Origin of the sequence: Streptomyces roseofulvus (genome assembly GCF_039534915.1) — a bacterium.
Taxonomy (GTDB): domain Bacteria; phylum Actinomycetota; class Actinomycetes; order Streptomycetales; family Streptomycetaceae; genus Streptomyces; species Streptomyces roseofulvus.
Map to the genome: position 1 here is coordinate 3723073 of NZ_BAAAWE010000001.1, position 21154 is coordinate 3744226.

Sequence of the window (21154 nt, forward strand, 5' to 3'; positions counted from 1 at the left end):
CCGGCTGCGTGCCTCCGCAACTACGACAGCAGGAGTGATTCGCGTGGATCGTGTCGCGCTGCGCGGCCTCAAGGCCCGAGGTCACCACGGCGTCTTCCCCAAGGAGCGCGAGGAGGGGCAGACCTTCATCGTGGACCTGGTCCTCGGCCTCGACACCCGCCCGGCGGCCGCCGACGACGACCTCACCAAGACCGTCCACTACGGCGTCGTCGCCGAGGAGGTCGTCGACGTCGTCCAGGGCGAACCCGTCGATCTGATCGAGACGCTCGCGGAGCGCATCGCCCAGCAGTGTCTCAGCCACGCCGGCGTCCAGGAGGTGGAGGTGGTCGTCCACAAGCCGGACGCCCCCATCACCGTCCCCTTCGACGACGTCACCGTCACGATCACCCGGAGCCGACGATGAAGCCGACCCAGAGCGACCCCACCGTCCAGCCCGTACCCGCCTCGGTCGTCGCGGCCGTCGACGCCGCCGACAGCACCCTCTCCAACCCGCACTGGGCCGTCCTCGCCCTCGGCGCCAACCTCGGCAACCGCCTGGAGAACCTCCAGGGAGCCGTCGACGCCCTCGCCGACACCCCCGGCCTGCGCGTCAAGGCCGTCTCGCCGGTCTACGAGACCGAGCCCTGGGGCGTCGAGCCGGGCAGCCAGCCCTCGTACCTCAACGCCGTCGCCGTGGTGCGGACCACCCTCCCGCCCTCCTCGCTCCTGGAGCGCGCCCAGGCCGTCGAGGAAGCGTTCCTGCGCGTCCGGGACGAGCGCTGGGGCGCCCGCACGCTGGACGTCGACATCATCACGTACGCGGACGTGGTCTCCGACGACCCCGTCCTCACCCTCCCGCACCCCCGCGCCCACCAGCGCGCCTTCGTGCTCGCCCCCTGGCACGACGTGGACCCCGAGGCCCAGCTCCCCGGCCACGGCCCCGTGGCGGCCCTGCTGGCCGCCGTCGACCGCGCCGGCGTGACGCCCCGGACCGAGCTGGAACTCCGTCTCCCCGAGTAGTCGTTACGCTACGTGGCAGACCACCCGCGACCACGTGAAGGACACCCGGTGAAACAACTGCGGCTCAAGGTGCTCGCCGGACTCTTCGTGGTCGCCGGCATCCTCTCCTGGGGCGCCGCGCGCCTCTGGGACTCCGTCGGCACGCTCCCCAGCGTGCCGCTCGCCGCGCCCGTCGTCCTCGCCGTGATCGCGGTGGTCCTCACCGCCACCGCCCTCTCGATCCGGGCCCGCCTCAGGGCCCAGCGGGAGCGCCGCCCCGGCGCCAAGGGCGTCGAACCCCTGATGGCGGCCCGCGCGGTCGTCTTCGGCCAGGCCAGCGCCCTGGTCGCCGCCCTCGTCGCCGGCCTCTACGGCGGCGTGGGCGTCTTCCTCCTCGGCTCCCTCGACGTCCCCGCCCGCCGCGACCAGGCCCTCTACGCCGCCGCCGCGGTGGTCGCCGCCTTCGGCGTCATCGCCGCCGCCCTCTTCCTGGAACGCGTCTGCAAGCTCCCCGAGGACGACGACAAGGGCCGCGCCCCCGCCGCCTGACCCCTACCAGGGCTCCCGGGCCAGGTGCCCGTTCACCAGGAAGGTGGGGTACGGGGCCAGGCGGTAGCCGTAGAAGGTGAAGGGTTTCGCGCCGAGTGCGGGACGAGGACGGACCTCGCGGATCTGGGCCCAGGACGACTCGGGTGGGTGCAGGGGGTGGTGCTCGGGCGTGAAGGTGCCACGGGTCTGCCAGCGGTCCGAGACCACGAGCTGGGAGGCGCCCTGGGACCTCGGAGTGAACCGCGCCCCGATGACGCGGGCGAGCTCGGCCAGAAAGGGGGCGTTGGCACTCACGATCATCCTGCCCGGCCAGGCCTTGATCCGGCAGCCGTCGCCCTCGACGTAACCGTCGAGGAATCCGTTGAAGGTGTCGATGTCGCGGAGCACCACCCGGGGGAAACCCTGCCGCAGGTGGTGAGCGTCTCCGCCCACGTAGTGGCGCAGAGCGTCGGAGAGGTACGAGGAGACCACCCTGACCCGGAAGCCGGGAAGGTCCCGCTGCAGAAAGCCTGATGGCCGGCTGACCGCCTCCAGACGGGCGGGCAGCCCGGTGCAGGCCTTCAGCGCGGTCGCGTACCGCTTCGCGAAAGCTTCCTCGTTCACCACGAGGGAGACGTAGTTCTTGCCGACCGTACCGTCGGCGCACGTGGCACCCACGAAGTAGCCGAAGTCGTACCCCGGCCGGATCGTCAGCCGCTCCCGGCACAGCTTCCGCGCGGGCGTCCACGCGACCGCCGCCCCTGCCGCGTCCGCCGCATGGGTCCACCCGTCCGGCGTGCGCAGCAGCAGGTCCGGGCCGGCGAGGAACGCCGTGTGGTCGGTGACCACCTCGACGGCGTGGCGCGCCTTGACGGCGGCCACGCCGGTGACGGTGGTCCGCACCGTCCGGTCCCCGTCCAGGGTCCACACGATGTCACCGGAGGCCACGTTCCTCGCCTGAACGCGGCCTCCGACCAGATTGACGAGCATCTTGCTCGCAAGGCCGTATCCCATACCGCGGACGGTAGGGAGCACGGCGGGCGGTTCGCCCCTAACGTGCCAGAATCAGGGACATGGCCTCGGCCCTGGTGGTAGCGTCGCGAAGCTGCCCGCGCACCGCCGAGGTCGTCGTCTTCGCGCCCGGCTTGCGGATGCCGCGCAACGACATGCACATGTGCTCGGCCTCGATCACCACGATCGCCCCGCGCGCCTCGAGAATGCGCATCAGCGAGTCCGCCACCTGAGTGGTGAGACGTTCCTGCACCTGCGGACGGCGGGCATAGACATCGACCAGACGAGCCAGCTTGGACAGGCCCGTGATCTTCCCGCTCTCCGCCGGGATGTAGCCCACATGGGCCACCCCGTGGAACGGGAGGAGATGATGTTCACAGAAGCTTACGAGTTCAATGTCCTTCACGAGGACCATTTCGTCATGACCAAGGTCAAACGTCGTGGTCAGGACATCCTCGGGCTCCTGTCGCATCCCTGACAGGAGTTCCCTGTACGCACGTGCAACGCGTGCAGGCGTCTGCTGCAAACCCTCGCGGTCCGGGTCCTCGCCGACCGCGATGAGGAGCTCTCGTACGGCGTTCTCGGCGCGCTTCTCGTCGAACTCGCCGATCGTGCCCTCGCCGTCCAGCGTCACCGGGTCGGTCATCTGTGCCTCGTTCCGTCTGGTCTGACATGGCGCGAAAAAAGCCGCGCCCCCACAGGCTAGAACCTGTGGGGGCGCGGCTTCCATTCCGGGGGCCGGGGCTCAGGGCTCCGGGGTGTCCTCGGGGGCGATGTCGATGCCCTTGGTGGTGTCCACCGGGGCCGTGCCGTTCGCGCTGTTCGTCAGGGCCAGCTCCTTGGGGGAGAGGACCGGCGGACGCGTGGACGGGGTGCGGCGGGCGGAGCCGGTCCAGGCCGGGCGGGCCGGGCGCTTGACGATCGGGGCGAAGATCTCGGCGATCTCCTCCTTGCCCAGGGTCTCCTTCTCCAGGAGGGCCAGGACCAGGTTGTCGAGGACGTCGCGGTTCTCGACAAGGATCTCCCACGCCTCGTTGTGCGCGGTCTCGATGAGTTTCTTGACCTCTTCGTCGACCAGCGCGGCGACCTCTTCCGAGTAGTCGCGCTGGTGCGACATCTCGCGGCCCAGGAAGGGCTCGGTGTTGTCGCCGCCGAACTTGATGGCGCCGAGCCGCTCGGTCATGCCGTACTGGGTGACCATCGCGCGGGCGGTGGCCGTGGCCTTCTCGATGTCGTTCGCGGCGCCCGTGGTCGGGTCGTGGAAGACGAGCTCCTCCGCCGCGCGGCCGCCCAGCATGTACGCGAGCTGGTCGAGCATCTCGTTGCGCGTGGTGGAGTACTTGTCCTCGTCCGGCAGGACCATCGTGTAGCCCAGGGCGCGGCCGCGGGACAGGATGGTGATCTTGTGGACGGGGTCGGCGTTGGGCGAGGCCGCCGCGACCAGGGCGTGGCCGCCCTCGTGGTACGCGGTGATCTTCTTCTCCTTGTCCGACATGATCCGGGTCCGCTTCTGCGGGCCCGCGACCACGCGGTCGATCGCCTCGTCCAGCATGTGGTTGTCGATCAGCTTCTTGTCCGAGCGGGCGGTCAGCAGCGCCGCCTCGTTCAGGACGTTGGAGAGATCGGCACCGGTGAAGCCGGGGGTGCGGCGGGCGACGGCGGCGAGGTCGACGTCGGGCGCGACCGGCTTGCCCTTCTGGTGAACCTTGAGGATCTCCAGACGGCCCTGCATGTCGGGACGGTCGACCGCGATCTGGCGGTCGAAGCGGCCCGGGCGCAGGAGGGCGGGGTCGAGGATGTCGGGGCGGTTGGTGGCGGCGATCAGGATGACGCCGCCCTTCACGTCGAAGCCGTCCATCTCGACGAGGAGCTGGTTGAGGGTCTGCTCGCGCTCGTCGTGACCGCCGCCGAGGCCGGCGCCGCGGTGGCGGCCGACCGCGTCGATCTCGTCGACGAAGACGATGGCCGGGGCGTTCGCCTTGGCCTGCTCGAAGAGGTCGCGGACGCGGCTGGCGCCGACACCGACGAACATCTCGACGAAGTCGGAGCCGGAGATCGAGTAGAAGGGCACCCCGGCCTCGCCGGCGACGGCGCGCGCGAGGAGCGTCTTGCCGGTTCCGGGCGGGCCGTAGAGCAGGACGCCCTTGGGGATCTTGGCGCCGACGGCCTGGAACTTGGCGGGCTCCTGGAGGAACTCCTTGATCTCGTGGAGCTCCTCGACGGCCTCGTCCGAGCCGGCGACGTCGGCGAAGGTGGTCTTCGGGGTGTCCTTGGTGATGAGCTTCGCCTTGGACTTGCCGAAGTTCATGACCCGGCTGCCGCCGCCCTGCATCTGGTTCATCAGGAAGAGGAAGACGACCACGATGAGGACGAAGGGGAGGAGCGAGAGCAGGATCGAGACGAAGGGCGACTGCTTCGTCGGGGAGACGGTGTAGCCGTCCTCGATCTGTCCGGCCTCGAACTTCTCCTGGAGCTTGTCGGCGATGTCGACGCCCTGGCTGCCGATGTAGCTGGCCTGGATCTTGCTGCTGTCGTTGATCTTGACGTCGCCCTTGAGCTCGATCTTGATCAACTGCTCGTCACCGGTGGTGAGCTTTGCCTGCTTGACCTGGTTCTTGTCGATCGCCTGGACGACCTTGCCGGTGTCCACCGTCTTGTAGCCCTCGGACGAGCCGACGACCTGCATCAGCACGACCACGGCGAGGACGGCCAGCACGATCCACATGACCGGCCCACGGAAGTATCGCTTCACGTCCATCCATACGGAGCGAGAACGCCCCGTCCCTCCTGCCCGTAGGTAAATGCCTCTGTGAGAAAAGCGGTGTGAAAAGCGGTGTGAGAAAAGCTGTTCTTCGGACGGTACCTCAGCATCGTCGCCCGCGACCGCCTTCCCGTGGTTCAACGGAGGGAAGGCGGTGCGGGTTCCCCGGACACGGGGACCGCTCAGCCGCCGTAGACGTGCGGGGCGAGCGTGCCGACGAAGGGGAGGTTCCGGTACTTCTCGGCGTAGTCGAGGCCGTAGCCGACGACGAACTCGTTGGGGATGTCGAAGCCGATCCACTTGACGTCGATGGCGACCTTGGCGGCCTCCGGCTTGCGCAGCAGGGTGCAGACCTCCAGGGAGGCCGGCTCGCGCGAGCCGAGGTTCGACAGGAGCCAGGACAGCGTCAGGCCGGAGTCGATGATGTCCTCGACGATCAGGACGTGCTTGCCCTTGATGTCGGTGTCGAGGTCCTTGAGGATGCGGACGACGCCCGAGGACTGGGTGCCCGCGCCGTAGGAGGAGACGGCCATCCAGTCCATGGTGACGGGGGTGGACAGGGCGCGCGCCAGGTCCGCCATCACCATCACGGCGCCCTTGAGGACTCCGACGATGAGCAGGTCCTTGCCCGCGTATTCCGCGTCGATCTTCGCGGCCAGCTCGGCCAGCTTGGCGTCGATCTCTTCCTTGGTGATGAGCACCGACTGGAGGTCGGTGCCCATGTCCTTCTCGTTCACCCGGGTCACTTTCGTTGCAGCGTGCGTCAGCCTTGCCGGATGACCAGTCTGCCACCCTGGCGGCGGGCTTCGACGCGGCCGGGCAGGTTGATGGCGCCCTGACCGCGCCATCCGGTGATGAGCCGGTCGAGTTCCTCGATGTGGCGGGCGAAGAGGGAGCCGGCGGGGGCGCCCTCGGCGATCACGGCGCGGCGCAGGACGCGGCGGCGTACGGCGGGGGGCAGTCCGTGGAGCTTGGCGCATTCGAGGGCGCCGGCCTCGTCGCGTACGGCGGTCTCGGCGTCGGCGGCCCAGGTGTCGAGGGCGTCGGCGTCGTCGCGGGAGAGCTGGGCCGTTCGGGCGAGGGCTTCGACGACGCCCTTGCCGAGGGCCTTCTCCAGGGCCGGGAGGCCTTCGTGGCGGAGGCGGGACCGGGTGTACGCGGGGTCGCTGTTGTGCGGGTCGTCCCAGACGGCGAGTTCCTGGGCGATGCACGCCTTGCGGACGGTCTGGCGGTCGAGCTGGAGGAAGGGGCGGCGGTAGCGGCCCTGCGTTCCCGAGACGGCGGCCATGCCGGAGAGCGAGCGGATGCCGGAGCCGCGGGCGAGGCCGAGGAGGACGGTCTCGGCCTGGTCGTCCCGGGTGTGCCCGAGGAGGATCGCGGCGGCGCCGTGGCGTTCGGCGGCGGCGTCGAGGGCGGCGTAGCGGGCGTCGCGGGCGGCGGCCTCGGGGCCTCCCTCCCGGCCGACGGTGACGGAGACGGCTTCGACGGGGCCGAGGCCGAGGGCGGTCATGCGGCCCGCGACCTCGTCGGCGCGGACGGTGGAGCCGTCCTGGAGGCCGTGGTCGACGGTGATGCCGCCGGCGCGGACGGGGAGCTTGCGCGCCTCGAAGGCGAGGGCGGAGGCGAGCGCCATGGAGTCGGCTCCGCCGGAGCAGGCGACGAGCACGAGGGGGTGCGTGTCGCGGGGGGCGGCGGGGTCGGTGGGGTGCTCGGTGAGGACGTCGTGGAGTACGCGGCGGACCGCCAGGCGTATCGCCGCGACCGCAGGATGGGGACCCATGGTTCGGTGCCCTTCGTGGATGGGGTGGGGTGCCTCGGTCGGAGTCTTAACGGTCGGAATGGGGTGTTCGGTCACTCAGAGTGCGTCGATGGTGACAGAAACGTGGCCCTTACCCGAGCATTGCACGCCTCACCCCGCCCCCAGGGTCCCTCGGATGGGTGATTGGTGAGGCGTTCCCCGGTGTCGTCGTGCCGTCCGGCGCTCCTGCCCCAGGAGTCTGCCCTACGGTTCGGCCTCGCCTCAGGAGTCGGCCCGGCGGTGGACCCGGGCGATCCAGTCGGCGGGGGCGGCGATCTCGCTCTTGGTGGGGAGCGTGTTGGGGGAGGTCCAGACGCGGTTGAAGCCGTCCATGCCGACCTGGTCGACGACGGCGCGGACGAAGCGTTCGCCGTCGCGGTACTGGCGGAGTTTGGCGTCGAGGCCGAGGAGCTTGCGGAGGGCGAGGTCGAGGCGGGAGGCGCCGCGGGCGCGGCGCTGCTGGAACTTCTCGCGGATCTCGGCGACGGAGGGGACGACCTGGGGGCCGACGCCGTCCATGACGTAGTCGGCGTGGCCTTCGAGGAGCGACATGACGGCGGTGAGGCGGCCGAGGATCTCGCGCTGCTCGGGGGTCTGGACGAGTTCGACGAGGGAGGGGGCGGGGTCGCCCTCCTCGGCCTCGGGGCGGCCGCCGGCGAGGGTCTGGGCGGCGTCGCGGAGGCGTTCGACGAAGGTGCCGGGGTCGACCTCGGTGGCGGCGAGGAATGACTGGATCTCGCCCTGGAGGTGGTCGCGGAGCCAGGGGACGGCGGTGAACTGGGTGCGGTGGGTCTCCTCGTGGAGGCAGACCCAGAGGCGGAAGTCGTGCGGGGAGACGCTCAGTTCGCGTTCGACGTGGACGATGTTGGGGGCGACGAGGAGGAGCCGTCCGCCGCCTTCGGGGGCGCCGGGGAGGTCGCGGGTGACCGGGGCGAAGGTCTCGTACTGGCCGAGGATGCGGGAGGCCAGGAAGGAGAGCAGCATGCCGAGCTCGACGCCGGTGACCTTGCCGCCGACGGCGCCGAGGACGGCGCTGCCGGGAGCCGCGGCGCGGCGCTCCTGCATCTTGCCGAGGAGCGGGGTGAGGAGTTCGCGGAAGCCGGCGACGTTGGCCTTGATCCAGCCCGCCCGGTCGACGACGAGGACGGGCGTGTCGTGGTCCGTGCCGCCCTCGGGGAGCATCCGGGTGTAGGCCCGGACGTGTTCCTCGGCGGCCTTGGCGTGCCGGCGGAGCTCGGCGACGACGGCGCGGGCCTCGTCACGGCCGACGTCGGGGCCGGGGCGGACCAGCCTGGTCGCGGTCGCCACCGCGAGGTTCCAGTCGACCATTCCGGACGTGCCTGCACCACCGATGCTCGTCATGCGTCAACCGTACGGGTTCGGCGCCGGATCGGGCCCTGTCCGGCGGGTCGCGCGGGGGCGGTTCCGGCCGGGTGCGGGGCTCATTTCTGGCCGGTGAGGGCGGCGGAGAGGCGGTCGAGGGCGGGCTGGGCGAGGTCCGGGGAGGGGGTCCGGCCGGCGAGGAAGGCGAAGGCGAGGAGGCGTCCGTCGGCGGTGACGACGGTGCCGGCGAGGGTGTTGACGCCGGTGAGGGTGCCGGTCTTGGCGCGGACGAGTCCGGCGCCGGCGGGGGCCTGGCCGAAGCGGCCGGCGAGGGTGCCGGTGAAGCCGCCGACGGGGAGGCCCGTGAGGAGGGGGCGCAGTTCGGGCCGGCCGGGGTCGGCCGCGCGGGTGAGGAGGCCGGTGAGGAGGGCGGCGGAGACGCGGTCGCGGCGGTCGAGGCCGCTGCCGTCGGCGAAGCGGGCGCCGGCGAGCGGCAGGCCGAGGGTGCCGAGCTGGTCGCGGACGGCCTTCTCGGCGCCGCGGAAGGACGCGGGCTGCTCGCGGGCGAGCGCGGTCTGCCGGGCGAGGGCCTCGGCGAGGTCGTTGTCGCTGTGGGTGAGGGTGCGCTCGACGAGGTCGGCGAGGGGGGCGGAGTGGGTACGGGCGAGCGGGGCGCCCTTCGGGGTGCGGCCGGGCGCGGGGGCGCCGGTGACCTTCACGCCGGCGTCGGCGAGGTGGGCGGCGAAGGCGGTGGCGGTGTCCAGGGCGGGGTCGCCGGAGCGGGGGGCGGGTCCGCTGTCGCTGTCGTCGAGGCGCCCTTCGTCGGTCATGAGGGCGGTGACGGGGGCGAGGTTCTCGTTGGGCCCGATGGGGTGGAGCACGGGCCCCTGGTAGAGGCTCGTGTCGTAGGCGAGGCGTACGGAGGTGTGGCCGCGCTTCTCGAGGGCGCGGGCGGTGTCGGCGGCGAGGGTCTTCAGCCGGGCCGCGTCGAGGGTGGGGTCGCCGCCGCCGGTGAGGGTGACCGCCGTGCCGTCGGGGGTCGCGGTGACCGTGGTGGCGATGCGGTGGTCGGTGCCGAGGGCGGAGAGGGCCGCGGCGGCGGTGGCGATCTTGACGGTGGAGGCCGGGGTCATCGGGGTGCCGGCGCCCTCCCCGTACAGCTGCTTCCCGGTGGCGGTGTCGACGACGGAGGCGGTGCGCACGGTTCCGAGGCCGGGATCGGCCAGCAGGGGGACGAGGGTGCGGGCGAGGTCGGCGGGGCGGGCGGCGGGGGCGGCCGGTCCCGACAGGGCGGCGAGGACGCCTGGGGCGCTGGGCGCGGGGGCGGGCTCGGCGGGCTTCGGGGCGGCGGGGGCGGCGGGGGCGGCGGCCGGGGCGGGGTGCCCGGGGTGACGCTCGCCACCCGCCGCGGGGGCGGCGGCGCGGGCCCGCTCGGCCGTACGCTGGCCTCCGTCCCAGGGGCCTGCCGCGGTCGCCGCCGCGGCGGCGAGAGCCAGACCGAGCACGGCGGAGCCCGCCGTGAGCTGCCACACCCTCGGCTCCGGCATTGCTGACCAGCCCCTTTCGCGATCACGTACGTACGTGAGAGACACTTAATCACCGCGCGTCGTCGCGAGCATTCACTTGTGTTGATTCAGGAGGAGCCCCACCGTGGAGTTCGACGTTCTCATCGAGATCCCCAAGGGATCGCGGAACAAGTACGAGGTCGACCACGAGACCGGTCGCATCCGTCTGGACCGTCGCCTCTTCACGTCGACGGCCTACCCCACCGACTACGGCTACGTGGAGAACACGCTCGGCGAGGACGGCGACCCGCTCGACGCGCTGGTCATCCTCGACGAGCCCACCTTCCCGGGCTGCCTCATCAAGTGCCGCGCCATCGGCATGTTCCGCATGACGGACGAGGCCGGCGGCGACGACAAGCTGCTGTGCGTGCCGGCGACGGACCCGCGCATGGAGCACCTGCGCGACATCCACCACGTGCCGGAGTTCGACCGCCTGGAGATCCAGCACTTCTTCGAGGTCTACAAGGACCTGGAGCCGGGCAAGTCGGTCGAGGGCGCCGACTGGGTCGGCCGCGCCGAGGCCGAGGCCGAGATCGAGAAGTCGATCGCGCGCGCGAAGGAGCAGGGCGCTCACTGACGCCCCTGGTCCTCGGGACTTCGCGGAAGGCGGTGCACCCTTCGGGGTGCACCGCCTTCCGTGCTTCCCCGGCGTACCGCCTTTCGCGCATCCGCCTTTCGCACGTCCGTCGGAGACTCATACTGGAATCCACGATTCCCTGGGTGTGAGGCGGAGAGAGTGGTGGCGGAGCCGGAGGGCCCCGAGGAGGCTCCGGAGGACCGGAAGCCCCTGTCGGACGAGGCGACCTCGGAGTTCGCGCTGCCGGAGGGGCTGGTGCCGGAGCCGCCTCCCGAGCCGGAGGGCTCGGCGTTCGTGGTGCCGGAGGGGCTGGCCCCCGAGCCGGCGCCGGAGCCCGAGGGTTCGGCGTTCGCCGCGCCGTCGACGTACTCCGTGAAGGACTCCCCGCCGGCCTTCACCCCGGCCTACGGGGTGCCGCTGTCGCGGCTGCCGCACAACGCGCCGTGGCAGGACCGGATGCGGACGATGCTGCGGCTGCCCGTGGGCGACCGGCCGGTGGTGCCGGAGCCGGCCGACGCGAAGGGCGAGACGGGGCCGTCGGTGCCGCGCGTGCTCGACCTGAGCCTGCGCATCGGGGAGCTGCTGCTGGCGGGCGGGGAGGGCGCGGAGGACGTCGAGGCGGCGATGTTCGCGATCTGCCGCTCGTACGGTCTGGACCGCTGCGAGCCGACGGTGACGTTCACGCTGCTGTCGATCACCCACCAGCCGTCGCTGGTGGACGATCCGGTGACGGCGAACCGGACGGTGCGGCGCCGGGGCACCGACTACACCCGTCTGGCGGCGGTCTACCAGCTGCTCGCGGACATCAACGCGCCGGCGCACGAGGTGTCGCCGGAGGAGGCGTACCGGCGGCTCGCGGAGATCCGGCGCAACCGGCACCCGTACCCCGGCTGGGTGCTGACGGCGGCGGCGGGCGTGCTCGCGGGCGCGGCCTCGACGCTGCTCGGCGGCGGGCCGTGGGTCTTCTTCGTGGCGGCGCTGGGCGCGGTGCTCGGCGACCGGCTGGCGTGGCTGTGCGCGGGGCGCGGGCTGCCGGAGTTCTACCAGTTCCTGGTGGCGGCGATGCCGCCGGCCGCGATGGGGGTGCTGCTCACGCTGCTCCACGCGGATCTGCGGCCCTCGGCGGTGATCACGGGTGGCCTGTTCGCGCTGATCCCGGGGCGGGCGCTGGTCGCGGCGGTGCAGGACGGTCTGACCGGCTTCTACATCACGGCCTCGGCGCGGCTCCTGGAGGTCGCGTACTTCTTCGTGGCGATCGTGGTGGGCGTGCTGTCGGTGCTGTACGTCGCCGTGCAGTTCGACGCCCAGCTCAATCCGGAGGGGGCGCTGAGTCCGGTCGAGCGGCCGGTGACGCAGATCCTGTCGTCGATGGTGCTGTGCGCGACGTTCGCCATCCTGCTGCAGCAGTCGCGGGCGACGGTGCTGTTCGCGACGCTCAACGGCGGGGTGGCGTGGGTGGTGTACGCGTCGATCGCGATCACCGCGGAGGGTTCGGCGGTGATGGCGACGGCGGCGGCGTCGGGGCTCGTGGGTCTGTTCGGGCAGCTGATGGCCCGCTACCACCACACGTCGTCGCTGCCGTACGTGACGGCGGCGATCGGGCCGCTGCTGCCCGGTTCCGCGACGTACTTCGGTGTGCTCGCGATCGCCCAGAACAACCTGGACCAGGGGTTCACCTCGCTGGCGAAGGCGGCCGCCCTGGCGCTGGCGATCGCGATCGGGGTGAACCTGGGAGGCGAGCTGGCCCGCCTCTTCATGCGGGCCCCGGGCGCCCGCTCGGCGCGCAGCGCGGCGAAGCGGACCCGCGGCTTCTGAGCCGTCTCCACGACGAAGCCCCGCCCCCGGCCGGACGGCCTGGGGCGGGGCTTCTCGTGTCGGTGCCCTAGCGCCGACCGTGCGGCGGCGGGTTCTGGCCGTCGCCGTAGCCGGCCTGGTCGCCGTAGCCGGGCTGATCGCCGTAGCCGGGCTGATCGCCGTAGCCGGGCTGGTCGCTGTAGCCGGGCTGGTCGCCGTAGCCCGGCTGCCGGCCGTGGCCGGGCTGGGCGGGCTGCTGACCGTAGGCGGGCTGGGCGGGCTGCCGGCCGTACGCGGGCTGCTGGCCCGGGTGACCGCCGTAGCCGCCCTGGTCGGCGTAGCCGCCCTGCTGGCCGTACCCGGCCTGGTTGTCGTAGCCGGACTGGTTGCCGCCGTAGCCGTAGCCGGCCTGGCCCGCGTACCCGCCCTGGTCGGCGTAGCCGCCCTGGTTGCCGTACCCGCCCTGCTCGCCGTACCCGCCCTGGTTGCCGTAGCCGGTCTGGCCCGCGTAGCCGCCGCCCTGAGCGGCGTAGCCGTCCTGGTGGCCGTAGCCGCCCTGGTTGTCGTACCCGCCCTGGTTGTCGTACCCGCCCTGCTCCCCGTACCCGCCCTGGCCGGGCTGGGTGCCGTAGCCGCCCTGGTCGGCGGGGGCGGCGGGGGCCGCCGGGTCGGCGGGGGGCGTGCCCTGGGCGGCGGCCCGCTTCGACTGGGCGCGGGCCCGCAGGTACTCGATCACGATCGGGACGACCGAGACGAGCACGATGCCGACGAGGATCATCTCGATGTGCTTGTGCACGAAGTCGATCTTGCCGAGGGAGGCGCCGAGCAGGGTCACGCCGGCGCCCCAGAGGACGCCGCCGACGATGTTGAAGGTGATGAACGAGCGGTAGTTCATCCGGCTGACGCCGGCGATGATCGGCGTGAAGGTGCGGATGATCGGCACGAAGCGGGCCAGGATGAGGGACTTCGGGCCGTGCTTCTCGAAGAACTCGTGCGCCTTCTCGACGTTCTCCTGCTTGAACAGCTTGGAGTCGGGGCGCCGGAAGAGCGACGGGCCCACCTTCCGGCCGAAGAGGTAGCCCACCTGGTCGCCGAGGATCGCCGCGGCGACGACCAGCGTGCAGACCAGCCACAGCGGCGAGTCGAGCTTGCCGGTGGTGACGAGGAGGCCCGTCGTGAAGAGCAGCGAGTCGCCGGGCAGGAAGAACCCGATGAGCAGGCCGGACTCGGCGAAGACGATGGTGAGGACACCGATCAGACCGAAGGTCTGGATCAGGTAGTCCGGATCCAGCCAGCTCGGTCCGAGGGCAAGCGTGTTCACGGTTCCGGGCTCCTGCGGTTCGGGGTGGGGGCATGTCGAGGTGCGGGCGGGACATGCCTGCGGCGCGCCCCAAGCTATCAACGTGGAGCGGCGGCCCCCGGTTCCGCCCGGGTCGCACGGGATGCGCATCGGCCCCCTCGCGGCGACCCTGGGTGACCAGGAGGTGAGTGCCGATGGGCATCGAGGAGTACGGCGGCGGTCAGGGGCCGCATCCCGACGTGCTGGTGGTGACGACGAACGACGTCCCCGGGTACGAGGTACGGCAGGTGATCGGCGAGGTCTTCGGGCTGACGGTCCGGTCGCGCCATCTGGGCAGCCAGATCGGCGCCGGTCTGAAGTCGATGATCGGCGGCGAGCTGAAGGGCCTGACGAAGACCCTGGTGGAGACCAGGAACCAGGCGATGGCGCGTCTGGTGGAGCAGGCCAGGGCGCGCGGCGCGAACGCGGTGCTGATGTTCCGCTTCGACGTGACCGAGGCGGCCGATGTGGGGACCGAGGTCTGCGCGTACGGCACCGCGGTGATCATCGCGCCGCAGCCCTGACCGCTCCGCCGCGCGTCAGCCGGCCGGCGTCTCCGCACGGCGGGCGTTCGCCCGGACGGCCGCGACGAGGTGCTCGGGCAGGCCCTCGCGGATCGAGGCGTAGAAGGCGTGGAGGTTCTCGTCCGCCAGGTACGTCCCGGCGATCCTGACGTGGGTCGCCGAGCGGCAGTCGAAGAACCAGGCGGTGAGGTGGTGGCGGTGGGCCTCGGCGAGGTCCACCGCCTCCGCCGTCTCCGACCCGGGCCGCGGTCCGTCAGGGCCGTGTAGGCGGCGCCCCAGGCGTCCACCTCGTCCTTCATCCGCCGCCACTCCTCCTTGGTGGAGGCGCGGCCCTCGCCCGTGCCTCCGCGCGTGCGCCGCCGCGGGTGCTCGCGCGGGTCGGCGTGCGGGGCGTCGGGGAGGACGGCGGCCTCTTCGAGGGGGAAGCCGAGCTCCTGGTGGAACAGGACCTGCTGGAGCCGGTCGAGGTCCTCGTCGCCGTCACGGCGGTGGCGCCGCGCCGCGCCCGCCCGGGGAGAGCAGTCCGATCGCGTCGCAGTGGTGCGGGGTGCGCACCGTGACCCCGGCGATCCGGCGACCTGTCCCACGGAGTAGCCGCGTGTGGCCGAATCCGTCCTTATCTCTGTCGGTACGCCGTCAGCCTCGGTCCTGACTTGACGTGAGGTGCACGCCCCAAGGCCCGGCCTTTCGAGGTGTTATGCGGCATTTGCTCACTTATGGTGGGGCGGTGGCCACCGATCACGACGCGACCGCCCCCGCCGAAGCCCCGGTACGGATCCTCCTTCCGCAGGTGCTGCCCGCCCTCCTGGTGGGCGTCGGATCGGCCCTGCTGTTCCTCGGCATCAGCACCCTCGCCGACGAACTCCAGTCGGTGCTCTGGGAGACCGTGCCGGACGCCCTGGACATCGGCCGGTACTCCTCGCTGTGGATGATCACCGTCCTCACCGTCACCGGCGTCACCGTCGGCCTGGTCGTCTGGAAGGCGCCCGGGCACGCCGGACCCGACCCGGCCTCCGAGGGGCTCGGCGGGCCGCCGCTGCCGCCCCTCGTGGTGCCCGGCCTCCTCGCCGCCTCCACCCTCGCCCTCGCCGGCGGCGTCAGCCTCGGCCCCGAGCAGCCGACGATCGCCGCCGCGATCTCCCTGGCCGCCTGGCTGGGCCTGCGGGCCGCGCCGGACGTCCCGGGCGCCTTCTGGGTCTCCCTGGCCATCGCCGGCACCTTCGGCGCCCTCTTCGGCACCCCCGTCGCCGCCGCCCTCGTCCTCTCCGAGGCGCTCACCGGGCAGCCCGGCCGGGGCTCGCTGTGGGACCGGCTCTTCGCGCCGCTCCTCGCCGCCGGCGCGGGCGCCATGACCACCCAGCTCCTCGCGGACCCCAGCTTCGCCATGGGCCTCCCGCCGCTGACCGACCCCGGCTGGGAGGACCTGCTCGCCGCCCTCGTCGTGGCCACCCTCGGCGCCCTCTTCGCCCTCCTCGGCTGCTACGCCTTCCCCCCTCTCCACCGGGCCTTCGGCCGGCTGCGGCACCCCATGCTCATGCTGCCCGCGGGGGGCCTGCTGCTCGGCCTGCTCGGCGCCCTCGGCGGGCACCTGACCCTCTTCAAGGGCCTGCACGAGACCAAGGAGCTCGTCGGCTCCATCGGGGTGTACTCCTCCGGCGAGCTGGCCCGGCTGGCCGTCGTGAAGCTCGCCGCCCTGCTGGTGGCCGCCGCCGCCGGCTTCCGCGGCGGCCGGGTCTTCCCCGCGGTCTTCCTCGGCACCGCCTTCGGCCTGGTCGTCCAGGCCCTCGTCCCGGAGATCCACCCGGCCGTCGCCGTCTCCTCCGCCGTCCTCGGCGTGCTCCTCGCGACCACCCGGCAGGGCTGGGTGAGCCTCTTCGTCGCCGCCGTCATCGCCTCCTCCCCCGCGATGCTCGCGCTGCTCTGCCTGGCCTCCCTGCCCGCCTGGCTGGTCGTCACCGGCCGCCCGCAGCTCGAACTCGACCACCAGGGCAGGTCCCGCCGCTGACCCCACCTCCCACCGCCCGTCCCCCGCTACCGCAAGGAGCTCCCGATGGCCCTCCACAAGGGATCCGACGACACCGACTCCGCCCCCTTCCGCCGGCTCGCCCTCAACCCCTTCTACGGCGAGGCCGATCCCGTCGGCGGGATGACGGAGGCCCCGCCCCACCACCGGATGCCCGACGGGCCGCTGGCGCCGTCCAGCGCCTACCAGCTCGTCCACGACGAACTGATGCTGGACGGGAACTCCCGGCTCAACCTCGCCACCTTCGTCACCACCTGGATGGAACCCCAGGCCGGTGTCCTCATGGGCGAGTGCCGCGACAAGAACATGATCGACAAGGACGAGTACCCGCGCACCGCCGAACTCGAACGCCGCTGCGTCGCCATGCTCGCCGACCTGTGGCACGCCCCCGACCCGACCGCCGCCGTCGGCTGCTCCACCACCGGGTCCAGCGAGGCGTGCATGCTCGCCGGCATGGCCCTCAAGCGCCGCTGGGCCAAGCGGAACGCCGACCGCTATCCGGCCACCGCCCGTCCCAACCTGGTGATGGGCGTCAACGTCCAGGTCTGCTGGGAGAAGTTCTGCACCTTCTGGGAGGTCGAGCCGCGGCTCGTCCCCATGGAGGGCGACCGCTACCACCTCGACGCGGCCTCCGCCGCCGCCCTGTGCGACGAGAACACCATCGGCGTCGTCGCCGTCCTCGGCTCCACCTTCGACGGCTCCTACGAGCCCGTCGCCGAGATCTGCGCCGCCCTCGACGACCTCCAGGCCCGCACCGGCCTCGACATCCCCGTCCACGTCGACGGCGCGTCCGGCGCCATGGTCGCCCCCTTCCTCGACGAGGACCTGGAGTGGGACTTCCGCCTCCCCCGCGTCTCCTCGATCAACACCTCCGGCCACAAGTACGGCCTCGTCTACCCGGGCGTCGGCTGGGCCCTCTGGCGGAGCGCCGAGGAACTCCCCGAGGAACTGGTCTTCCGGGTCAACTACCTCGGCGGCGACATGCCGACCTTCGCCCTCAACTTCTCCCGCCCCGGCGCCCAGGTCGTCGCGCAGTACTACACCTTCCTCCGGCTCGGCCGGGAGGGCTACCGGGCCGTCCAGCAGACCAGCCGCGACGTCGCCCGCGGTCTCGCCGAACGCATCGACGCCATGGGCGACTTCCGCCTCCTCACCCACGGCGACCAGCTGCCCGTCTTCGCCTTCACCACCGCGGACGACGTCACCGCGTACGACGTCTTCGACGTCTCCCGCCGGCTCCGCGAACGCGGCTGGCTCGTCCCCGCCTACACCTTCCCCGCCCACCGCGAGGACCTGTCCGTCCTGCGGATCGTCTGCCGCAACGGCTTCTCCGCCGACCTCGCGAGCCTCCTCGTCGAGGACCTGCACCGGCTGCTCCCCGAACTCCGCAGCCAGCCGCACCCCCTCACCCACGACAAGGACGCCGCGACCTCCTTCCACCACTAGGCCGTCTCGTCGGACTCCCCGCAGGCCAGCCGGAACTCCGACCAGCGGACGCCGTCCCGCGTCAGCTCGTACCGGCAACGGGAGCCCTCCCGCAGGAGGCCGGCGCCGGTGCGGCGGACCCAGGAGGTGCCGTCGTCCACCTCCCGGAAGGTCCGGCCGCCGTCCAGGCTGCGGTAGCCGGACCACTGGGCGGCGACCTCGATCCGGCCGCCCGGGCCCGGCACCGGAAGCCCCTCCAGCGAGCGCGGCTCCTTCACCGGGCCCGTCGTCCACATCCGCTGCCAGGTCCTGCCCCCGTCCAGGGAGCGGTGCAGCGCCCGCAGCGGGTTCTTCACCGGCTCGCCGCCCTTCAGCTCGCCCGTCTCCGCCGCGTACACCGCGTCCGGGCCCACCACCACCGACGTGTGCCAGGCCGGGGTGTCCGCCGGAGCCGGGCTCGGCAGCCGGCTCACCGACCAGCTGCGGCCCCGGTCCCGGGAGACGGCGACCGCCGACCGCCCCGTCCCCGGCACCACTCCCGACACCCACCAGGAGCCGTCCGGCTCCACGACCGTCGCCGGCCGGGGGTGCGCGCCCAGCGGCGGCTGCGCCACCAGCTCCCGCCGCCGCCCGTCCAGCGGCGAGATCGCCGCCAGCCGCTCCCGGGGGCACGAGTCCACCGGGACGCCCGGGACCGCGCACGCGGCTATCAGCACCGCGCCCACGGGTATGTCCGGGGTCCGGCCGGCCGGGCGCGGATCGACGCGCCGCCAGCTCCGCCCGCCGTCGGCCGTGAACCAGTCCCGCAGCGGTCTGTCCCCGCCCCCGCCGTCCTCGATCAGCGCGCGCCCGGGCCCCAGCACCCACAGCTGCGCCGACACCCCTTCCGTACCGCGTAGTTCGGGCAGTGGCGAGGCGCGCGGCACCCACCGCTCCGCGCCCGGGTCGAGCACCCCGACCCGCTGGCGGCAGAAGCCGTTCTCCGGCCGGGCCGGGTCCTTCACGCACTCCGCGAGGAGCGCGAAGCCGCTGCCGTCGGCGGCGAAGCCGACACCGGACGCCCACCCGGGCAGCCCGGCGCCGTCACCGATCCTCGGCGGGGCGCCGAACGCCCCTTCTCCGGAGGGCCGTTCACTCCTCGGCTCAGGGGCCGGCCCCTCCGTGCAGGCGGCCAGCAGCCAGGCGAGCAGCAGTGCCACGAGCGCGCGGAGCGGAGCCGGCGCCCGGGAAACGGGAACGCGCATCGGACTTCCCCCAGTCCCTCGGGCGGTTCGCGGTGAACCGTCTGCTCCTGGTACACCGCTCACCGCCTTCGGGTTCCCACACGGGAGAGAATTTCCGCTACTCCCCGCGCTCCAGGGCGATCAGCTCGAAGGAGCCCTTGCCGTCGAGGGATTCGCGGATCACGTCCGCGTGCCCGGCGTGCCGCCCCATCTCCTGCACCAGGTGCAGCAGCATCCAGCGGACCGACACCCGCCCGTCCGCCGGGAACCAGGGCGCCGGCGGCAGCGGGAAGGTGTCGTCCAGGCTCGGCACCGTCCGCACGAACTCCTCGGTCTCCCGGGCGACCCCGTCCCAGAAGGCCAGGACGTCCGGGATCCCCTCCCCGTCGACGAGCACGAACGCCTCGTGCCAGGTCCCCTCGGACCGCTGCCGCTCGTTGGGCTTCTCCTGCGCGAGCCGGAGCCAGTTCAGCTCCACCTCGGCCACGTGCTTGACCAGGCCGGAGAGGCTCAGCTCGCTCGCGCTGGGACGGCTCGCCGCCTGCTCCTCGGTGAGGCCGAGGAGCGCCCGGCGGAGCGCCGCGCGCTGGGCCTCCACGAAGTTCAGGAACGCGCCGCGCTCGTCGCCGGGAGCCTCCGCGGGAACAAGAGCCACCATGATGTCCGCCTTCCGTACGGGTTCCGCCCGTGTGCTTCCCGGGCAGGACCCACGTTACGAGGGAAGTAGGACAGATCCGGTCCTAGAAGGGGAACCGGCTCCGGCCGTGCTGGATGGATATCCACTTCTGGGTGGTGAACGCGTCCACCATCGCGTCGCCGTTGAGCCGCCCGATGCCCGAGTGCTTCTCGCCGCCGAAGGGGACGATCGGCTCGTCGTGCACGGTGCCGTCGTTGATGTGGATCATGCCGGTGTGGATCCGCTTCGCCATCCGGACGCCCCGCTCGACGTCGGCGGTGTGGACGGCGCCGCTGAGCCCGTACGGGGTGTCGTTGGCGATCCGGACGGCCTCGTCCTCGCCGTCGAAGGGGATGATCAGGGCCACCGGGCCGAAGATCTCCTGGCCGAGGACGGCGGCGTCGGCGGGGACGCCGGTCAGCACGGACGGGGAGACCAGGTTGCCCTCGACGGTGCCGTGCAGCAGGGCGGTGGCGCCGGCCGCCACGGTCTGCTCGACGACGCCGGAGACCGACTCGGCCTGCTGGGAGTTGATGAGCGGGCCGATGTGGGTGGCCGGGTCGGCGGGGTCGCCGACCCGCAGGGTCTTCACCTTGGCCACGAACTTCTCGGTGAACTCCGCCTCCAGGCGGCGGTCGACCAGGATGCGGTTGGCGGCCATGCAGACCTGGCCCTGGTGGACGAAGCGGCTGAAGACGGCGGCGTCGACCGCGTAGTCGACGTCGGCGTCGTCGAGGACGATCAGGGCGCTGTTGCCGCCGAGTTCGAGGACGGCGTGCTTGAAGTTCTGGGCGCAGACGGTGGCGACGTGGCGGCCGACCTTGTCGGAGCCGGTGAAGGAGATGACCTTCGGGACGGGGTGGGTCAGGAGCGCGTCGCCGATCTCGGCGATGTCGGTGACGACGACGTTGAGCAGGCCGGCGGGGAGGCCCGCGTCCTCCAGGATCTTCGCGACCAGGGTGCCGCCGCAGACGGGGGTGTTCTGGTGCGGCTTGAGGACGACCGCGTTGCCGAGCGCGAGCGCCGGGGCGACCGACTTGATGGAGAGGAGGAAGGGGAAGTTGAAGGGGGAGATGACGCCGACGACGCCGACCGGGAGGCGGTAGACGCGGTTCTCCTTGCCGTCGACCGGGGACGGCAGGATGCGGCCCTCGGGGCGCAGCGCGAGCTGGACGGCCTCGCGCAGGAACTCCTTGGCGAGGTGGAGCTCGAAGGCGGCCTTGAGGCGGGTGCCGCCGAGCTCGGCGACGATCGTCTCGGCGATCTCGTCCTCGCGGTCCTCGACGATCCGCAGGGCGCGCTCGAAGACCAGTCGGCGGGTGTACGGGTTGGTGTCGGCCCAGGCGGCCTGGGCGCGCTCGGCGGACCGGTAGGCGCGGTCGACCTCGTCGGCGGTGGCGACCGTGATCGAGGCCAGCTTCTCCCCGGTGTAGGGGTTGAAGTCGATGATGTCCCAGGAGCCGCTGCCCGGCTTCCACTCGCCGTCTATGAACTGGTGGGCCAGGTCGGTGAAGTGCGACATGGACGTGAGGACCCCTCTGCCGGCTGCCGGTCGGCCGGGAGCGCGCGGGCGTCCGGTCGCCGGGGCTACTGATGCGCCGTCATCGTA

Annotated in this window: 20 protein-coding genes; 8 read left to right on the top strand and 12 right to left on the bottom strand. The window is 72.4% G+C overall.

What is annotated here, in order from left to right; all coding sequences use genetic code 11:
- Positions 1–43 precede the first annotated feature (43 nt).
- From folB to ABFY03_RS17055, 3 genes are read left to right on the top strand one after another with little or no spacing between them, the layout of a single operon-like run.
- On the top strand, positions 44–403 hold the full coding sequence (folB, locus tag ABFY03_RS17045) for a dihydroneopterin aldolase (RefSeq protein ID WP_030495863.1): 360 nt from the start codon (positions 44–46) through the stop codon (positions 401–403).
- On the top strand, positions 400–999 hold the full coding sequence (folK, locus tag ABFY03_RS17050; protein WP_346170263.1) for a 2-amino-4-hydroxy-6-hydroxymethyldihydropteridine diphosphokinase: 600 nt from the start codon (positions 400–402) through the stop codon (positions 997–999). The genes folB and folK overlap by 4 nt, the downstream gene beginning before the upstream one ends.
- Before the next feature lie 48 nt (positions 1000–1047).
- Positions 1048–1527 (top strand): DUF3180 domain-containing protein, encoded by a 480-nt coding sequence (locus ABFY03_RS17055; protein ID WP_346170264.1) that lies wholly within the window; start codon positions 1048–1050, stop codon positions 1525–1527.
- A 3-nt stretch (positions 1528–1530) separates the two neighbouring features.
- Here the strand turns inward: ABFY03_RS17055 and ABFY03_RS17060 are convergent, their stop codons facing one another.
- The 7 genes from ABFY03_RS17060 to dacB all read right to left on the bottom strand — a co-directional run bounded on the left by ABFY03_RS17060 (position 1531) and on the right by dacB (position 9946).
- Positions 1531–2520, bottom strand: a complete 990-nt coding sequence (locus tag ABFY03_RS17060; RefSeq protein ID WP_346170265.1) for a hypothetical protein — start codon at positions 2518–2520, stop codon at positions 1531–1533.
- Between the two features lie 37 nt (positions 2521–2557).
- Positions 2558–3163, bottom strand: coding sequence for a GTP cyclohydrolase I FolE (gene folE, locus ABFY03_RS17065; RefSeq protein WP_346170266.1), 606 nt, complete (start codon positions 3161–3163; stop codon positions 2558–2560).
- 99 nt (positions 3164–3262) lie between these two features.
- Positions 3263–5275 (bottom strand): ATP-dependent zinc metalloprotease FtsH, encoded by a 2013-nt coding sequence (gene ftsH / locus ABFY03_RS17070; RefSeq protein WP_346170267.1) that lies wholly within the window; start codon positions 5273–5275, stop codon positions 3263–3265.
- 185 nt (positions 5276–5460) lie between these two features.
- A complete protein-coding gene (gene hpt, locus ABFY03_RS17075; RefSeq protein WP_030219931.1) occupies positions 5461–6000 on the bottom strand; it encodes a hypoxanthine phosphoribosyltransferase in 540 nt (179 codons plus the stop codon).
- Positions 6001–6041: 41 nt separating this feature from the next.
- The gene (gene tilS, locus ABFY03_RS17080; protein WP_319009023.1) at positions 6042–7058 is read right to left on the bottom strand and encodes a tRNA lysidine(34) synthetase TilS; all 1017 of its coding nucleotides are present in this window, start codon (positions 7056–7058) and stop codon (positions 6042–6044) included.
- A gap of 240 nt (positions 7059–7298) precedes the next feature.
- Entirely contained in the window at positions 7299–8438 is a 1140-nt protein-coding gene (locus tag ABFY03_RS17085; RefSeq protein ID WP_319009024.1) for a zinc-dependent metalloprotease, read from the bottom strand.
- A gap of 80 nt (positions 8439–8518) precedes the next feature.
- A complete protein-coding gene (gene dacB / locus ABFY03_RS17090) occupies positions 8519–9946 on the bottom strand; it encodes a D-alanyl-D-alanine carboxypeptidase/D-alanyl-D-alanine endopeptidase (RefSeq protein ID WP_346170268.1) in 1428 nt (475 codons plus the stop codon).
- A gap of 103 nt (positions 9947–10049) precedes the next feature.
- Here dacB and ABFY03_RS17095 point away from each other — a divergent pair, with 103 nt between their 5' ends.
- Entirely contained in the window at positions 10050–10541 is a 492-nt protein-coding gene (locus ABFY03_RS17095) for an inorganic diphosphatase (protein ID WP_030495855.1), read from the top strand.
- A gap of 159 nt (positions 10542–10700) precedes the next feature.
- Complete coding sequence (locus ABFY03_RS17100; protein WP_319009026.1) at positions 10701–12356, top strand: threonine/serine exporter family protein; 1656 nt, start codon at positions 10701–10703, stop codon at positions 12354–12356.
- Positions 12357–12423: 67 nt separating this feature from the next.
- On the opposite strand, the gene ABFY03_RS17105 is transcribed toward ABFY03_RS17100, so the two are convergent.
- On the bottom strand, positions 12424–13656 hold the full coding sequence (locus ABFY03_RS17105) for a DedA family protein (protein WP_346170269.1): 1233 nt from the start codon (positions 13654–13656) through the stop codon (positions 12424–12426).
- Positions 13657–13829: 173 nt separating this feature from the next.
- Here ABFY03_RS17105 and ABFY03_RS17110 point away from each other — a divergent pair, with 173 nt between their 5' ends.
- The gene (locus tag ABFY03_RS17110; protein WP_319009028.1) at positions 13830–14198 is read left to right on the top strand and encodes a YbjQ family protein; all 369 of its coding nucleotides are present in this window, start codon (positions 13830–13832) and stop codon (positions 14196–14198) included.
- 15 nt (positions 14199–14213) lie between these two features.
- Here the strand turns inward: ABFY03_RS17110 and ABFY03_RS37935 are convergent, their stop codons facing one another.
- A complete protein-coding gene (locus ABFY03_RS37935; RefSeq protein WP_428838193.1) occupies positions 14214–14417 on the bottom strand; it encodes a TipAS antibiotic-recognition domain-containing protein in 204 nt (67 codons plus the stop codon).
- Positions 14418–14925: 508 nt separating this feature from the next.
- Here ABFY03_RS37935 and ABFY03_RS17120 point away from each other — a divergent pair.
- Together ABFY03_RS17120 and gad are read left to right on the top strand one after the other, a co-directional pair.
- Positions 14926–16203 carry an ion channel protein gene (locus tag ABFY03_RS17120; protein ID WP_346170270.1) on the top strand — a complete coding sequence of 426 codons (1278 nt, stop codon included), beginning with the start codon at positions 14926–14928 and terminating at the stop codon, positions 16201–16203.
- Positions 16204–16248: 45 nt separating this feature from the next.
- A complete protein-coding gene (gad, locus tag ABFY03_RS17125; protein WP_319009030.1) occupies positions 16249–17667 on the top strand; it encodes a glutamate decarboxylase in 1419 nt (472 codons plus the stop codon).
- Here the strand turns inward: gad and ABFY03_RS17130 are convergent.
- From ABFY03_RS17130 to ABFY03_RS17140, 3 genes are all read right to left on the bottom strand, one after another.
- Complete coding sequence (locus ABFY03_RS17130) at positions 17664–18890, bottom strand: sialidase family protein (protein ID WP_346170271.1); 1227 nt, start codon at positions 18888–18890, stop codon at positions 17664–17666. The two genes, gad and ABFY03_RS17130, sit on opposite strands and share 4 nt — an antisense overlap.
- Positions 18891–18987: 97 nt before the next feature.
- Positions 18988–19527: a DinB family protein gene (locus ABFY03_RS17135; RefSeq protein WP_319009032.1), complete on the bottom strand. Its 540-nt coding sequence runs from the start codon at positions 19525–19527 to the stop codon at positions 18988–18990.
- Positions 19528–19609: 82 nt separating this feature from the next.
- The gene (locus tag ABFY03_RS17140) at positions 19610–21067 is read right to left on the bottom strand and encodes an aldehyde dehydrogenase family protein (protein WP_319009033.1); all 1458 of its coding nucleotides are present in this window, start codon (positions 21065–21067) and stop codon (positions 19610–19612) included.
- Positions 21068–21154: the final 87 nt, after the last annotated feature.

Excerpts from the sequence above, each read along its gene's own strand:
- ABFY03_RS17060 (WP_346170265.1), bottom strand. The coding sequence starts at position 2,520 with ATGGGATACGGCCTTGCGAGCAAGATGCTCGTCAATCTGGTCGGAGGC.
- hpt (WP_030219931.1), bottom strand. The coding sequence starts at position 6,000 with ATGGGCACCGACCTCCAGTCGGTGCTCATCACCAAGGAAGAGATCGAC.
- dacB (WP_346170268.1), bottom strand. The coding sequence starts at position 9,946 with ATGCCGGAGCCGAGGGTGTGGCAGCTCACGGCGGGCTCCGCCGTGCTC.
- ftsH (WP_346170267.1), bottom strand. The coding sequence starts at position 5,275 with ATGGACGTGAAGCGATACTTCCGTGGGCCGGTCATGTGGATCGTGCTG.
- ABFY03_RS17110 (WP_319009028.1), top strand. The coding sequence starts at position 13,830 with ATGGGCATCGAGGAGTACGGCGGCGGTCAGGGGCCGCATCCCGACGTG.
- tilS (WP_319009023.1), bottom strand. The coding sequence starts at position 7,058 with ATGGGTCCCCATCCTGCGGTCGCGGCGATACGCCTGGCGGTCCGCCGC.
- folK (WP_346170263.1), top strand. The coding sequence starts at position 400 with ATGAAGCCGACCCAGAGCGACCCCACCGTCCAGCCCGTACCCGCCTCG.
- folE (WP_346170266.1), bottom strand. The coding sequence starts at position 3,163 with ATGACCGACCCGGTGACGCTGGACGGCGAGGGCACGATCGGCGAGTTC.
- ABFY03_RS17130 (WP_346170271.1), bottom strand. The coding sequence starts at position 18,890 with ATGCGCGTTCCCGTTTCCCGGGCGCCGGCTCCGCTCCGCGCGCTCGTG.
- gad (WP_319009030.1), top strand. The coding sequence starts at position 16,249 with ATGGCCCTCCACAAGGGATCCGACGACACCGACTCCGCCCCCTTCCGC.
- ABFY03_RS17135 (WP_319009032.1), bottom strand. The coding sequence starts at position 19,527 with ATGGTGGCTCTTGTTCCCGCGGAGGCTCCCGGCGACGAGCGCGGCGCG.
- ABFY03_RS17085 (WP_319009024.1), bottom strand. The coding sequence starts at position 8,438 with ATGACGAGCATCGGTGGTGCAGGCACGTCCGGAATGGTCGACTGGAAC.
- ABFY03_RS17140 (WP_319009033.1), bottom strand. The coding sequence starts at position 21,067 with ATGTCGCACTTCACCGACCTGGCCCACCAGTTCATAGACGGCGAGTGG.